This window comes from Pantoea sp. MBLJ3, assembly GCF_000816655.1.
GTDB lineage: Bacteria > Pseudomonadota > Gammaproteobacteria > Enterobacterales > Enterobacteriaceae > Pantoea > Pantoea eucalypti.
Window position 1 is genome coordinate 80,212 of record NZ_JSUT01000011.1, and the last position, 15,537, is coordinate 95,748.

At 54.8% G+C, this 15,537-nt stretch carries 13 protein-coding genes; 4 read left to right on the forward strand and 9 right to left on the reverse strand.

Translation table 11 applies throughout. The annotated features are described in order from the left end of the window. Positions 1-5: 5 nt before the first annotated feature. From glgA to asd, 5 genes are all read right to left on the reverse strand, one after another. Complete coding sequence (gene glgA, locus NP77_RS16085) at positions 6-1,439, reverse strand: glycogen synthase GlgA (protein ID WP_003853048.1); 1,434 nt, start codon at positions 1,437-1,439, stop codon at positions 6-8. A gap of 63 nt (positions 1,440-1,502) precedes the next feature. Further along, positions 1,503-2,795 (reverse strand): glucose-1-phosphate adenylyltransferase, encoded by a 1,293-nt coding sequence (gene glgC, locus NP77_RS16090; RefSeq protein WP_003853050.1) that lies wholly within the window; start codon positions 2,793-2,795, stop codon positions 1,503-1,505. Positions 2,796-2,805: 10 nt separating this feature from the next. After that, the gene (gene glgX, locus NP77_RS16095) at positions 2,806-4,788 is read right to left on the reverse strand and encodes a glycogen debranching protein GlgX (protein WP_039660835.1); all 1,983 of its coding nucleotides are present in this window, start codon (positions 4,786-4,788) and stop codon (positions 2,806-2,808) included. Further along, positions 4,785-6,968: a 1,4-alpha-glucan branching enzyme gene (glgB, locus tag NP77_RS16100; protein ID WP_039660836.1), complete on the reverse strand. Its 2,184-nt coding sequence runs from the start codon at positions 6,966-6,968 to the stop codon at positions 4,785-4,787. The genes glgX and glgB overlap by 4 nt, the downstream gene beginning before the upstream one ends. A gap of 359 nt (positions 6,969-7,327) precedes the next feature. Further along, positions 7,328-8,437: an aspartate-semialdehyde dehydrogenase gene (gene asd, locus NP77_RS16105; protein ID WP_039660837.1), complete on the reverse strand. Its 1,110-nt coding sequence runs from the start codon at positions 8,435-8,437 to the stop codon at positions 7,328-7,330. A 217-nt stretch (positions 8,438-8,654) separates the two neighbouring features. On the opposite strand from asd, the gene NP77_RS16110 reads away from it, so the two are divergent. The 3 genes from NP77_RS16110 (at position 8,655) to NP77_RS16115 (ending at position 9,904) form a co-directional block, all read left to right on the forward strand. After that, positions 8,655-9,248 carry a YhgN family NAAT transporter gene (locus tag NP77_RS16110; RefSeq protein WP_008926285.1) on the forward strand — a complete coding sequence of 198 codons (594 nt, stop codon included), beginning with the start codon at positions 8,655-8,657 and terminating at the stop codon, positions 9,246-9,248. 180 nt (positions 9,249-9,428) lie between these two features. Further along, positions 9,429-9,590 (forward strand): hypothetical protein, encoded by a 162-nt coding sequence (locus tag NP77_RS23485; protein WP_003853055.1) that lies wholly within the window; start codon positions 9,429-9,431, stop codon positions 9,588-9,590. Continuing rightward, complete coding sequence (locus tag NP77_RS16115; RefSeq protein ID WP_003853056.1) at positions 9,587-9,904, forward strand: DUF805 domain-containing protein; 318 nt, start codon at positions 9,587-9,589, stop codon at positions 9,902-9,904. Before NP77_RS23485 ends, NP77_RS16115 begins: the two co-directional genes overlap by 4 nt. A 24-nt stretch (positions 9,905-9,928) precedes the next feature. Here the strand turns inward: NP77_RS16115 and gntU are convergent, their stop codons facing one another. The 4 genes from gntU to NP77_RS16135 form a co-directional block, all read right to left on the reverse strand. Continuing rightward, positions 9,929-11,269, reverse strand: coding sequence for a gluconate transporter (gntU, locus tag NP77_RS16120; RefSeq protein WP_008926287.1), 1,341 nt, complete (start codon positions 11,267-11,269; stop codon positions 9,929-9,931). Positions 11,270-11,271: 2 nt separating this feature from the next. Further along, on the reverse strand, positions 11,272-11,808 hold the full coding sequence (gene gntK, locus NP77_RS16125) for a gluconokinase (protein WP_008926288.1): 537 nt from the start codon (positions 11,806-11,808) through the stop codon (positions 11,272-11,274). A 140-nt stretch (positions 11,809-11,948) separates the two neighbouring features. Continuing rightward, positions 11,949-12,944: a gluconate operon transcriptional repressor GntR gene (gene gntR / locus NP77_RS16130; protein ID WP_003853061.1), complete on the reverse strand. Its 996-nt coding sequence runs from the start codon at positions 12,942-12,944 to the stop codon at positions 11,949-11,951. A gap of 102 nt (positions 12,945-13,046) precedes the next feature. Beyond that, positions 13,047-13,742, reverse strand: coding sequence for a pirin family protein (locus NP77_RS16135; protein ID WP_003853063.1), 696 nt, complete (start codon positions 13,740-13,742; stop codon positions 13,047-13,049). A gap of 498 nt (positions 13,743-14,240) precedes the next feature. Here NP77_RS16135 and NP77_RS16140 point away from each other — a divergent pair, with 498 nt between their 5' ends. Beyond that, positions 14,241-15,524 carry an HAAAP family serine/threonine permease gene (locus NP77_RS16140; RefSeq protein WP_003853066.1) on the forward strand — a complete coding sequence of 428 codons (1,284 nt, stop codon included), beginning with the start codon at positions 14,241-14,243 and terminating at the stop codon, positions 15,522-15,524. The last annotated feature ends 13 nt before the right edge of the window (positions 15,525-15,537 follow it).

Genomic DNA, 15,537 nt, shown 5'->3' on the forward strand with positions numbered 1-15,537 from the left:
ATCCGTTACATCAAACGTTGGTAGAGATCACGGTAGGCTGTTGCTGCCACCTGCCAGCTAAAGTCCATTGCCATCGCCTGGCGCTGAACATAGCGCCATAACGAAGGACGGGACCACAATACGAACGCACGTCGGATGGCCCGTAACAGCGACCAGGCATTGGCATCTTCGAAACTGAATCCACTGGCGATACCGTCGGCCAGATTCTCTAACGAGCTGTCATTAACGGTATCGGCCAGTCCACCCGTACGTCGCACTAACGGCAACGTACCATACTTCAGGCCATAAAGTTGTGTCAGACCGCAGGGCTCAAAGCGACTCGGCACCACAATGACGTCCGCGCCACCCACAATGCGGTGTGAAAATGCTTCGTGATAGCCAATCTGCACGCCTACACTTCCGGGATGTTCTGCCGCCGCCGCCAGGAATCCCTGTTGCAGTTCGGCATCGCCCTGACCCAGCAGCACCAGCTGTCCGCCCTGCGCCAGCAAGCCAGGCAGCGCCTCTAAAACCAGGTCCAGACCTTTCTGTTTAGTCAGGCGGCTGATCACGCAGAACACCGGCGCTTTATCATCCACTTTCAGGCCCATCGCAACCTGCAGCTGACGTTTATTTTCTGCTTTTGCTTCCAGCGTGTCGCGGTTATAGCGTGCGCTCAGCAGCAGGTCGTGCGCCGGATCCCAGATAGAGGGATCAACGCCATTAAGAATCCCGCTAAGACGACCTTCCCGCATCCGCTGCGCCAGCAGGGTTTCCATGCCGTAAGCATATTCAGCAGAGGTAATTTCATGGGCGTAAGTCGGACTGACCGCCGTGATATGGTCGGCGTAAAAAAGGCCCGCTTTCAGGAAAGAGATCTGACCGAAGAACTCCAGCCCATGCATGTTAAAGAATGACCATGGCAGGCCAATCTCATCCATATGATGCGCCATGAACAGGCCCTGATACGCCAGGTTGTGCACCGTGAACACCGACTTAGCCGGACGTCCTCGTGCTTCCAGATAGGCGCAGGTCAGGCCTGCATGCCAGTCGTGCGCGTGCACGATATCGGGACGCCACATGGAATCCATGCCACACGCCAGTTCGCAGCCAACCCAGCCCAGCAGCGCAAAGCGCAGATAGTTGTCGACATACGCAAACTGCGACTCATCATGATAAGGACTACCAGGACGATCGTAGAGGCCGGGCGCATCAATTAAGTAGATGCCCACACCGTTAAATTCACCAAATAACAGACGTATATGACCAGCAAATGTCTCTCGCTCCGTCACTACCTGGAGATCAGGTATGCCTTTGCGCAATGCGGGAAAAGCAGGCAACAGCACCCGCGTATCCGTACCGCCCGCAATTTGCGCCTGAGGTAATGCCCCGACTACATCAGCCAGTCCGCCCGTTTTCAGCAGCGGGAAAAGTTCTGAACAGACATGTAAAACCTGCATCCTCGACCTCATTAAGTTATCCGGCACGCTCCGCGTGCCGATTGCGTAAGTTCCGCTTATCGCTTACAGCCCCGCTTTGGCCAGTCTGGCCAGCATGGCGCGGGTTACCAGTACGATCCCTTCATCCGAACGATGAAACCGGCGACTGTCTTCATCAGGGTTTTCGCCAATCACCATGCCTTCCGGCAGTTCGCAGGCGCGATCAATCACGCAGCGACGCAGACGACACGATCGGCCAACCACCACATCAGGCAGCAGTACAGTTGAATCGATATTGCAAAACGAGTTAACGCGTACCCGTGGGAACAGCACCGAGTTGACCACCACCGAACCGGAGATGATGCAGCCGCCTGAAACCAATGAATTCATGGTCATCCCGTGACTGCCGGAACGATCCTGAACAAATTTGGCTGGCGGCAGCGGCTCCATATGGGTACGAATCGGCCAGGTGACGTCATACATATCGAGTTCCGGCATCACCGATGCCAGGTCGAGATTGGCGCGCCAGTAGGCTTCCAGCGTACCGACATCACGCCAGTAAGGTGGCGCGTTGTCGTCGTTCTGAACGCAGGAGAGCGCGAAAGAGTGTGCATAGCCTTCGCCACTTGCCACAATTTTCGGCAGAATATCTTTGCCAAAGTCATGGTTAGAGCCTGGCGTCTGCAGATCTTCCTCCAGCAACGCATAGAGATAGTCCGCGTTAAAAACGTAGATCCCCATGCTGGCCAGCGCCTGCGTGTCATCACCTGGCATGGTAGGCGGCTTCGCAGGTTTCTCCACGAAGTCGATCACCATGTTCTCTTCGTTCACCGCCATCACACCAAACGCCGTGGCTTCATGTACCGGCACGGGCAAACAGGCAATGGTACATTTCGCCTCGTTGACCACGTGATCCAGCAGCATGCGTGAATAATCCATCTTATAAATGTGGTCCCCGGCAAGGATCACGATGTACTGCGCCTGATAGCGGCGAATCACATCAAGGTTTTGCGTCACGGCATCGGCCGTACCGCGATACCACTGTTCGGTCGAAAAGCGCTGCTGCGCTGGCAGCAAATCGACAAACTCATTCATCTCTTCATTGAAGATGGACCAGCCACGCTGGATATGCTGAGTCAGGGTATGGGACTGATACTGCGTAATCACGCCAATCCGTCGGATACCGGAGTTAACGCAGTTGGAGAGGGCAAAGTCGATAATGCGGAACTTGCCGCCGAAATGCACCGCAGGTTTGGCACGCTTAGCCGTTAAATCGACCAGTCGCGTGCCGCGTCCGCCGGCGAGGATCAGAGCAACCGTCTGTGTAGGGAGCTGGCGGGCCAGCATCAGGTGATCTGTTCTATCTAACTTAACCATGTCTGACTCCTTATGATTGCTTTTGGAACACGCACACACCGTGTGCGGGACCATGCCAGACAGTTAACAGGATGGGGTTGTCGTCCCCGGCGAAAGGAGGAAGGGCACGCCATTCTCCGTCTGGTAACACGATGTCATTCACCGTATCCGTGGCGTTTATTGTTATTAACCAGCGGCCGGACAGCAGGATCTGCAATCTGTGCATTCCCTGTGCCCATTCATCGTGTTGCAGTGGCTGGCCACCGGCATTGAGCCACTGCACATTGCCGTCACCGTCCTGCCACCAGCGATCTGCGGTCAGCGCCGGAATGCGCTGGCGCAGAGCAATCAGTGCTGCGGTGAATCCGACTAATCCTTTCTCATCCGCCTGCCAGTCAAGCCAGCTCAACGCGTTGTCCTGACAGTAAGCGTTGTTATTACCGCGCTGGGTGTGGCCACGCTCGTCACCTGCCAGCAGCATCGGCGTGCCCTGTGACAGCAGCAGCGTCGTCAGCAATGCCCGTACGCTGCGGCGACGGCGTTCAATGACGTCAAAGCTGACGTTCAGCCCCTCTTTGCCGTGGTTGTGACTGTAGTTATCACCATGGCCATCGCGGTTATCTTCCCCGTTCGCCTCATTGTGTTTACGTTCAAAGCTCACCACATCCCACAGCGTAAAGCCGTCGTGGGCGGTGATGAGATTAACCGTGGCGTGTGGCGGCCGGTCGTCGTGCTGGTAGAGATCGCTGGAGGCGGCAAAGCGGCGAACGAACTCGCCATTGCTTAAGCCGCCATGGAGCCAGTATTGACGCGCGGTGTCGCGAAACTTATCGTTCCATTCGGCAAACGGTGGCGGAAAGCGGCCAACCTGATAGCCGTCAGGGCCGATATCCCAGGGTTCCGCAATCAGCTTGACCTGAGAGAGCAGCGGACAGGCGCGTATCGCGTCAAAAAAGGGCGCATCACGCTGGTAATCGGGCGTGCGGCCCAGCACCGGCGCAAGGTCAAAGCGGAAGCCGTCGACGTGGCAGACCCGCACCCAGTAGCGCAGCGCCTCCAGGGTCCACGTCATCACCTGCGGATGGTGGATATTCAGTGTGTTGCCGCAGCCGGTCCAGTTCTGATACTCACCCTGCTCATCCAGCCAGTAGTAGCTGGCGTTATCGATGCCGCGCATTGAAATCGTCGGGCCAATCACATCCAGTTCGGCTGTGTGGTTAAACACCACATCCAGCACCACTTCGATACCCGCTGCATGCAGGTTTTTAACCGCCTGCTGGAACTCCTGAAGCGGCGTTACGCCCGGCTGACCGGAGGCGTACCGGGGATCCACCGCCCAAAGTGCAAAGGGGTTGTAGCCCCAGTAGTTACTCAGGCCAAGCTGCAGCAGTCGCGGTTCACTGGCGAAATGGGCAACCGGCAGCAGCTCAAGGGTGGTAATCCCCAGATCGCGCAGGTAATTCACCATAACAGGATGACCCAGCGCCGCGTAAGTCCCGCGTAACGTTTCCGGAATTTCCGGATGCTGCTGCGTCAGGCCGCGCACATGGGCTTCATAAATCACTGTGTTACCCCACGGGATACGTGGTGCGACATCACCCTGCCAGTCAAAATCCTCCGCGACGACCCGGGACTTCGGCGCAATCGCTGCGTTGTCATGCGGATCGGGCTGCGCTTCACCGCCATGAAACAGCGGATCATCAGGCACATCGCCTTCCACGGCGCGGGCGCAGGGGTCAACCAGCAACTTCGCCGGATTAAAACGGTGTCCCTGCTGCGGCGCCCAGGGGCCATGCACCCGGTAGCCGTAGCGCTGTCCCGGTTTTAACGCCGGAACATAACCGTGCCAGATATCCCCACTGCGGCCAGGCAGGTCAAGACGCTGTTCCGCGCCCTGTTCATCAAACAGGCAGAGCTCTACGCGCTCTGCATGCTGTGAGAACAGGGTGAAGTTAACGCCTTTGCCATCGTAACTGGCACCCAGCGGTTCGGGATCGCCGGCAGTGATGGTCATTCAGCCTCCCGCACCAGCCATACTGTTGCCAGCGGTGGCAGATTAAGACTCAGCGACTGCGGTCGTCCGTGGCTCTCCTGCTCATCGGTATGTACCCGCTGATTTCGCACGTCACTGCCGTGATAATCATGCTGGTCGGTATTCAGCACCTCGCGCCAGTAGCCCGGCTGGTTGACGCCAAAGCGATAACCCGGGCGCGGCACCGGCGTAAAGTTACTGATCACGATCACTTCGTTGCCTTCACGATCGCGGCGCACAAAGGCGAAGACGGAGTGCTCTGCGTCGTCTACCACTAACCACTCAAAGCCTGCCGGATCAAAGTCGAGCTGATGCAGCGGCGTGTAATATTGATAGGTATGGTTGAGATCACGCACCAGACGCTGAACGCCGTTGTGCCAGTTATCCTCCCCTTCCAGCAAATGCCAGTCGAGACTGACGTCATGGTTCCACTCACGGCCCTGGGCAAATTCATTGCCCATGAACAGCAGTTTTTTGCCCGGGAAGGCCCACATCCAGCCGTAGTAAGCACGCAGGTTGGCGAACTTCTGCCAGGCATCGCCCGGCATACGATCCAGAATCGAGCGTTTACCGTGCACAACTTCATCATGCGATAGCGGCAGCACAAAGTTTTCAGTGTAGTTGTACATCATGCCGAAGCTCATCAAATTGTGATGATGCTTGCGGTAAATGGGATCGACTTTCATGTAGTCGAGGGTGTCGTGCATCCAGCCCAGATTCCATTTGAACCAGAAGCCCAGCCCGCCACCTTCAGTTGGACGCGTCACGCCAGGATAGTCTGTAGACTCTTCAGCCATTGTCACCGACCCGGATGCTACCGTGCCGAGCGTGCGGTTGGTGTAGCGCAGGAACTCAATCGCTTCCAGGTTCTCACGGCCACCGTACTGATTTGGCACCCACTCCCCTTCACTGCGGCTGTAGTCGCGGTAAATCATCGACGCGACCGCATCTACACGCAGGCCATCGATGCCAAAGCGCTCCGTCCAGTAGAGCGCATTACCCGACAGGTAGTTGCTCACTTCGCGGCGGCCAAAGTTGTAGATCAGGGTGTTCCAGTCCTGGTGGAAGCCTTCACGCGGATCGCTGTGCTCATAGAGCTCTGTTCCGTCGTACTTCGCCAGACCGAAATCATCGCTGGGGAAGTGGCCTGGCACCCAGTCGAGCAGCACGTTGAGGCCCGCTTCATGGGCAGCGTCAATGAAGGCGCGAAACTCGTCACGCGTACCAAAACGGCGGGTCGGCGCATACATGCCCAGCGGCTGATAGCCCCAGCTGCCGTCAAACGGATGTTCGTTAACGGGCAGCAGTTCGATATGGGTAAAGCCCATCTCTTTAACGTAAGGCACCAGCTGTTCAGCCAGCTCTTTGTAGCTCAGCCAGAAGTTGTTGTCGGTGTGACGACGCCAGGAACCCAGGTGGACTTCATAGATTGAGATGGGCGCGTCGAAAGCGTTGGCGGCCTTGCGCTCCTCTTTCATCTCAACCGGCTCCGGCAGACCACAAATCATCGACGCCGTCTGCGGACGCATCTGTGCCTCAAAGGCGTACGGGTCCGCTTTGATGCGCAGCTCACCATTGGCATCGATAATTTCATATTTGTAGAGCTGGCCGTTAACCGCACCTGGCACAAACAGTTCCCAGATACCTAACTCCTGACGCAGACGCATCGGATGACGGCGGCCATCCCAGAAGTTGAAATCGCCAACCACGGAAACGCGACGGGCATTGGGTGCCCAGACGCAGAAGCGGGTGCCGAAGACGCCATCAATCACGTCGCCGTGCGCGCCCAGCGTCTCATAAGGGCGCAGATGCGTCCCTTCCGCCAGCAGCCACAGATCCATCTCCTGCAGCAGTGGCCCGAAACGATAGGCATCATCGACGAGGTTTTGCTGACCATGCCAGTTGACCGCCAGTTGATAACGGAATGGATTTTTACGGCGTGGAATGACGCCACTGAAGAAGCCGCGTGCATCTTCACACACCAGCTGAGCCAGTTTACGCCCGGTGGAGGTTTCAATGACCCACACTTCAAGCGCTTCGGGGAGCAATGCCCTGACCTCAAGGCCTTGCTGAGTTCGGTGCATCCCTAGTAACGAAAAAGGGTCGGCATAATTACCCGCAAACAGGGCATTGATCGCATCGCGATCGGGAAGCTCTGACATGACTTTCTTCCTGTGATAATTGGCAGCCGAAATGAACGCAACATAGCCTGTCGCGCTTCACCTGCGCTGCTCTTCATTGAGCCATACGTACAACGACAAAGTAGTCAGGCCATTCCATGGGAAAAGTGTTTTTGTCGCGTACCACAACCATTTAATCCGGAAAGCACAAGGGTTACCTGTGGCACATCATGGTTAAATCATAGCTTGGTCACGGCAGTTGCCATGGACTTAAGCAAAATATTCTTTAACGGCTGGCAAAAAAGGGAAGCTGATCACTGAGTAAGCGAAACGGCAGGTTGTTTTGCATACGACACAAACAAAAAAGGCCGGGTAAATCCGGCCTTTGGTGATATGTCTGTTTAGCTGATTAACAACCGCAGCATGCGACGTAGCGGTTCGGCTGCGCCCCATAACAACTGGTCGCCCACCGTGAAGGCCGAGAGATATTCCGGCCCCATATTGAGTTTACGTAACCGGCCAACAGGTGTGGTGAGCGTGCCGGTGACAGCGGCAGGCGTCAGTTCACGCATCGTCAGCTCACGGTCATTTGGCACCACCTTGACCCACTCATTGTGAGAGGCCAGCAGCTGTTCGATTTCCGCCAGCGGCAGATCGCGTTTCAGTTTCAGCGTAAAGGCCTGGCTGTGACAGCGCAGCGCACCGACACGTACGCACAAGCCATCAACCGGGATGACTTTAGAGGTGGCAAGGATTTTGTTGGTCTCTGCCTGGCCTTTCCACTCTTCGCGGCTCTGGCCGTTGTCCAGCTGCTTATCAATCCACGGAATCAGGCTGCCCGCCAGTGGTACGCCGAAGTTGTCGGTCGGTAACGTGCCGGAACGGGTGAAGTCGGTCACGCTACGCTCAATGTCGAGAATGGCGGAAGCCGGGTTCTGCAATGCAGGCGCAACGTGATCGTGCAGCATGCCCATCTGGGTCAGCAATTCGCGCATGTGGCGCGCACCGCCACCCGAGGCTGCCTGATAGGTGGCAACTGAGGCCCACTCAACCAGATCCTGAGCAAACAAACCGCCCAGTGACATCAGCATCAGGCTGACGGTACAGTTACCGCCAACAAAGGTTTTGATGCCACGGTCGATGCCGTCACGAATAACCGCGTGGTTAACCGGATCGAGGATGATGATGGCATCCTCTTTCATGCGCAGCGTGGAGGCCGCATCAATCCAGTATCCCTGCCAGCCGCTGGCGCGCAGCTTAGGATAGACGTCACTGGTGTAGTCGCCACCCTGGCAGGTAATAATGATATCCAGCCCGCGCAGCGCCTCAATATCAAACGCATCCTGCAGTGTGCCCTGCTGTTTGCCCGCAAACGCGGGTGCCGCCTGACCATGCTGCGACGTCGAGAAGAAGACCGGATTGATTGCATCAAAATCACGCTCTTCACTCATGCGGGACATCAGCACTGAGCCGACCATGCCGCGCCAACCAACAAAACCTACATTCTTCATGTCGTGTCCGTCTAAGGCAGTTACACCTGCTTTTCATTTCAGAGGAGAGAGCGGCGTGCTATTTTCACGCCGCTCTGCGTAATAATAAGATTTACCTGTGTCCCCTCACTCTACAAAATGCAGGCCGGGTAGCAAGTGAATTAATTCGATTACGCTAACTTTTTCAGCAGCGTAACTAATAACTCTGCTTTTTCGCGAACAACATGGCGTAAAACCGATGACTGAAATGATTTCGGCGACAATATTATTGTTATTAATTATGGATCCGCTGGGCAATCTGCCGATTTTTATGTCGGTTTTAAAGCATCTGGAGCCGAAACGGCGGCGGGTTGTGCTAATCCGTGAAATGCTGATTGCCCTGATCATCATGCTGCTGTTCCTGTTTACCGGCGAACGCATTCTGGCATTTTTAAATCTGCGCACCGAAACGGTATCGATTTCTGGCGGGATCATTCTGTTTCTGATCGCCATCAAAATGATTTTTCCGTCGGCGGAAAGCAGCAGTTCGGGCTTACCGGCGGGTGAAGAGCCATTCCTGGTTCCGCTGGCCATTCCGCTGGTCGCCGGGCCATCGCTGCTGGCAACGCTGATGCTGTTGTCGCATCAGTATCCGCATCAGATGACGCATCTGGTGGGCGCGCTGTTGATCGCCTGGGGCGTGACGGTCGGCATTCTGCTGATGTCAGGTCTGTTCCTGCGTCTGCTGGGTGATAAAGGCGTGAATGCGCTGGAGCGGCTGATGGGATTGATACTGATTATGCTGGCCACCCAGATGTTCCTGGATGGCATTCGGGCTTATCTGAAGTTGTAAGCGCACCTGTGTCCTTTTATCCTGGCAGGCGAGCAGGCTGCCGCCTTCATTCAGCCGGCTTATCACAACGTTACGGCATTGAAATGAATAATAATATTTATATAATGCCGCAAAAAGAGATATCCATGGCAGGCAGTATCGAAAATTAGATGCAGCGTCTGAAAACGCGGGGGAAATGTAATGAGGTTGGGCCTGACCGTACTATCCTTCCCGGGCCAGAAAGCGGCGCTGAATGACGCGCAGCTGATGCAGGTTGACGTTACTGATTTTGCCTGGGTTTACTTATCTGCCGCCGCCATCACGCTGGTTCTTTTTGCTCTGATAAGAAGAAAATGGGCATGAACAGTCTGCTGCAGATCATCAAAAGCTGTTTTTTGCGCACCTTTAATTATCAAGGGCGTGAAGGCAGGACGAGCTATTTTATTTTCCTGCTGTTCCAGCTGGCCTGGTTCTGCAGTTATCTGCAATGGTTTACCGGGCCATTGCATGAAATTGGCTTAATCGCGCTGCTGCTGTTTATTTTGCCTGTTTTTTCCTGCGGGGTGAGAAGAATAAATGACGCTGGCTATTCATCCGGCGTCATTGTCCTTTTGGTAGTGGCGCCTTATCTGCTGTTCCCTTTTTTACTCTTCCCGCGCTCGCGGGAAAAAAACTGACGGGCAGTTAGCCCGTCAGGTTGGTCAGGAAAGCAGTTCGAAAGCAATCATCCCGACAACCGCGCCAACAGTGCCAAGAATGGTCTCCATCAGCGTCCAGGTCTTCAGCGTTTCCGCTTCGCTGGCCCCGGTGAAGCGGCCAAACAGCCAGAAGCCGGCATCGTTCACATGGCTGATAATGATTGAGCCACCGCCGATGCAGATCGACAGCGCTGCCAGCTGAGCACCGCTGTAGTGCAGCGGTTCAATCACCGGCATGATTAGCCCGACGGTGGTCAGACAGGCGACCGTCGCCGACCCCTGAATAACCCGCACCGCGCCCGACAGGATAAAGCAGGCCAGCGCAATCGGCAGTCCTGCGCCGGTCAGCGCATTGCCCAGCACCGGACCGACGCCAGAATCCACCAGTACCTGCTTAAACACACCGCCCGCGCCAATCACCAGCAGGATAATCCCGGCCGGTTGCAGCGCGCTGCCACACACCTGCATCACCCGCTCTTTATCCATACCCTGACGGTAAGCCAGGCCATAAATCGCCACCAGCAGCGCCAGCAGGATCGCAGTGAAAGGATGGCCGATAAATTCCAGCCATTCATACAGCGTGGTGCCTTCGGTTGTGAAGCGTGCGCCGATGGTTTTCAGGCCAACCAGCACCAGCGGGAAGAGGATCAGTGAGAGGCTGAAACCAAATGACGGCAGCTTGCTCTCATCAACATCCGGCTGATGATCTTCCGGCGGCGCGCTGAACGTGACGTGGTTGCCGATAAAGTTGCCAAACAGTGGCCCGGCAATCAGCATGCCGGGAATCGCCGCACACAGACCCAGCAGGATCATCCAGCCAAAGTCCGCGTGCATCTGCGAGGCCAGCAGCATCGGGGCCGGTCCGGGCAGCAGGAAGGCCGCCGATGCCGCAACGCCCGCAAACAGCGGGATCACCAGTTTCACCAGATTGCCGCCGGTACGCCGCGCCACCGCAAACGCAATGCTGATCAGCAGCACCACGGCAACTTCAAAGAAGAGCGGCAGCGCGCAGATCAGACCGGCAATGCCCATCGCATAATGGGCACGACTCTGACCAAAGGTTTTCAGCATCCTGATAGCAATCTGATCGACGGCGCCGGTTTCATGCAGGATTTTGCCGAACATCGCGCCCAGCGCAACCACAATGGCAAGGAAACCGAGCGTGCCGCCCATCCCCTTTTGCATGGTTTCCGCGATTTTGTTGAGTGGCATACCGGAGAAAAGTCCGGCACCAATGGAGACTAACATCAGCGCGACAAAAGCGTGCATGCGCGCCTTCATCACCAGAAAAAGCAGCAGCAGGACAGAGCCTGCTGCGGTCAAAACGAGTGTTGCGGTATTCATCTCTAACCCTGGCTGATAGCGTCCTGGATAGTGGCAACCGTAGCTGCCACCACATCGTCCAGTGAATGCGCGATATCCACCACCAGTACATCCGACTCATCGCTGCCTGGCTCTTCCAGCGTGGCAAACTGAGTTACCAGCATCTGCGGCTTGAAGAAGTGGCCTTTACGCGCTTTCAGACGGGCTTCGATAGTGTCGAAATCGCCTTTCAGGTAAACAAAACGCAGGTTGTCATTTCCCTGACGCAGAATGTCGCGATAACTTTTCTTCAGGGCTGAACAGACAATGATAGAGATCGCCTGGGTGCGCTGCATGGCAAACGCGGCATCGTTCAGCGCCTGTAACCACGGCTGACGATCGCCGTCATCCAGTGGATGACCATCGGCCATTTTCAGGATGTTGGCGCGCGGATGGAGAAAATCACCGTCAAGAAAGGCCGTGTTGAGCTGGTGAGAAACCTGGTTGGCGACGGCAGACTTTCCGCTGCCTGAAACGCCCATCAGGATGAAGACGTGATGTGACGGGGATTGCGTTGTCATTTTTCTGCTCCGGCAGGTGAGAATTTGCCAATGTTACCGATAACAATGTCGTTTCTCATTCTCCTGGCCGGTTAACAGCCTGGCAACCTTTTTACCAGGAAAAGCATGAAAGTGTGAGCTGACTCATAAAAACGCCACAATCAGATGCTGCCACCTTCACTGATTTCAAAACCGACATCCAGCAGCCGATTATCGCTGCTTTCACCGGCAATGCGCGCCAGTAGCCGCGTCGCCGCTTCACGCCCCATGCGGTCACGTGGCGTGAGCACGGTCGCCAGTTGTGGCGTCACCACCTGGCTGATGTCATGGCCGTGGAAACCGGCAATGGCCATCTGCGAGGGCACCTGTAATCCCTGCCGCTGGCACTCAAACATCGCCCCGACCGCCAGATCGTCATTGGTACAGAACAGGCTATCCGTTTCAGGATAAAGACGCTGCGCCTCACGCAGCAGATCGCCACCGGCGCTGAATGAAGAAGCCTCTTCCATCATCACGCTGCGCGGCGTCAGCCCCGCTTCGCGCATGGCGATTTCATAACCCTGTTGCTTCTGCAACGTACGTTCATCAAGGCGTGCGCCGAGGTAGACAGTGTGACGATGGCCTTTACTCAGGATAGTCCGCGTCATCTGCCGGGCTGCTTCAACGTTATCAAAGCCGACGGCCATATCCAGGCAGGGTGTGACGCTGTCCATCATCTCTATCACCGGAATACCGGCCACTTCCAGCATGCGCAGCGTGCCTGGCGTATGGGTACGTTCGGTGAGAATCACGCCATCGATGTTCCAGCCCAGCAGCGAGCGCAGTTGCCGCTCCTCTTTTTGCGGGTTGTAACCAAAGTGGGCGACCAGCGTCTGATAGTTCGCTTCGTCGGTGACGGCTTCAATGCCGCGCAATACGTCGGCGAAAACCTGGTTGGTGAGTGACGGCAGCAGCACGCCAATGGCGCGACTGGTGGCGTTAGAAAGCATATCGGGGGCGCGATTGGGGATATAACCCAGCTCATCCAGTGCCACTGCAATCTTGTCCCGCAGGGCAACAGAGACCTGCTCAGGATTACGCAGGTAACGGCTGACGGTCATTTTAGTAATGCCGACGCGATCGGCAACATCCTGTAATACCGGTCTTTTCTTCTTCATCGTAGCGCCTGGGATCGCCCTGAAAGCTAAAGTACGATGAGTCTATCACTTTTCTGTCACAAAATTGCCAACCGGGCGCGATGATGCGCGCCCGTAATCTGCTTAGACCGGTGGCAGATCAAACAGCAGGACTTCTGCAGCCGTGCTGGCTTCAATCGTCAGCGCGCTTTCGTCCCAGATCGCCAGGGCGTCACTGGTTGTCACCGCGTTACCGTTAACAGTCACATTGCCTTTGACCACCTGAATCCAGATACGACGTCCTGCCTCAACGGCGACATTGTCCTGCTCACCAGCAGCCAGTACCCAGCGCGATAAGGTCATGTCCTGATAAACTTTCAGCGACCCTTCACGGGCATCCGGGCTTAACACCAGCTGACGCCCTGTAACATCCGGGAAGCGGCGCTGATCGTAGCGTGGCTCAATGCCGGTACGCTCAGGAATGATCCAGATCTGATAAAGGTGCAATGGCTCGCTTTCACTGGCGTTGTACTCAGAGTGACGTACACCCGTGCCGGCGCTCATGATCTGGAACTCCCCTGCCGGGATCTGCTCTTTGTTACCCATGCTGTCCTGATGCTCAACGGTACCGGAAAGCACGTAGGTCAGGATTTCCATATCTTTATGAGGATGGGTGCCAAACCCCTGACCACCATCGATCACATCTTCATTGATGACACGCAGCGCGGAGAAACCCATGAAGTTCGCATCGTGATAGCTGGCGAAAGAGAAGGTATGCCAGCTATCCAGCCAGCCATGGTTTGCGTGACCGCGTTCTTCAGCTTTGCGTACATAGATCATGTTTAATTCTCCTCAATGTTTTTTATAGTGTGTTCCCGAGGCGGTATGATTGATAGCTGAAAAACTTCACTTCTCTGTTCAAATTCGTTGAACAAAATCGGGCTTCTCACTGAAACAGATCGAAGGAAAAGGAGGTGATGCAGGAATGAAAGATATTAAGGGAAAGCCTGAAATAAAGGTTAATCTGATAAACCCGTAAAATAATGAAAGCCGGATAATCCGCGGTTACTTTATTTTCCGTGTCATCATCCCAGGCTAATTTAGCCTCTGGATTTGACACACACAACGTGATTAACGCATTAAAAATGATACCTTAAAAAATAGAGTCAATAAGGTATTACTTTTGATGCCTTAAAACTTCACCTGTAAATTAAAGAATGTGATCGCCGTAAATAACCCGCTTTCATAAATCCTACTAAAATAGCCGATAAATAAAAACCTTTCGTTTTAAACACCCTCCGATTCATTTTATTTTAAATTATTATCAGGAGCCCGATTATGGATGCCGTTCAAAATACGCTGATATCAGATGAAACGCCACGCTGGAGAAGAAGTGATACCGTCTGGATGCTGGGATTATATGGAACTGCAATTGGTGCTGGCGTTTTGTTTTTGCCGATAAATGCAGGCACTGGCGGTTTGCTGCCGTTAATCATTATGGCTGTGCTGGCTTTTCCGATGACATTCTTTGCCCATCGCGGGCTCACCCGTTTTGTTCTTTCCGGCAAAAATCCGGGGGGAGATATTACTGAAGTGGTGGAAGAACATTTTGGTATCGGCGCGGGAAAACTCATCACTCTGCTCTACTTTTTTGCTATATACCCTATCCTGCTGGTGTATAGCGTCGCGATTACCAACACCGTCGACAGTTTTCTCACCCACCAGCTTCATCTGATATCGCCGCCGCGTGCGGTACTGGCTTTCATTCTTATTGTCGGCATGATGGCTATCGTACGCTTCGGCGAAAAAGCTATCGTGAAGGCGATGAGTATTCTGGTGTTTCCGTTCGTGGCCGCACTGATGCTGCTCGCGCTGTATCTGATTCCACAATGGAACGGCGCTATTCTGGATACGCTCTCAATGAGGGGTTCTGAAACGACCGGAAGCGGATTATGGCTCACACTATGGCTGGCTATTCCCGTCATGGTCTTCTCCTTTAATCATTCTCCCATTATTTCATCATTTGCAGTAGCCAAGCGTCAGGAGTACGGCGATCAGGCGGCGTCAAAATGTTCACGCATTCTGGCCTGTGCTCATATCATGATGGTGCTCACCGTCATGTTTTTCGTTTTCAGTTGTGTGCTGAGTCTCTCTCCGGAACACCTGGCGGAGGCAAAGGCGCAGAATATTTCTATCCTTTCCTACCTCGCTAACCATTTTAACGCGCCGTTAATTGCCTGGATGGCCCCCATCATCGCAATTATCGCGATCACCAAATCTTTTCTCGGCCACTATCTGGGGGCGCGTGAAGGTTTCAATGGCATGGTGATCAAATCGCTTCGCAGCAAAGGCAAGTCGATAGAAATCAATAAACTGAACCGCATCACCGCCCTTTTTATGCTGATCACCACCTGGATTGTCGCCACCCTAAACCCCAGCATTCTGGGCATGATTGAAACCCTGGGCGGACCGGTTATCGCCATGATCCTGTTCCTGATGCCGATGTACGCCATTAATAAAGTCCCGGCGATGCGTAAATATAGCGGTCATTTGAGCAATCTTTTCGTCGTCATCATTGGCCTGATTGCTATCTCCGCCATCGCCTTTTCTTTACTTAACTGATGCCGTCGCTTGC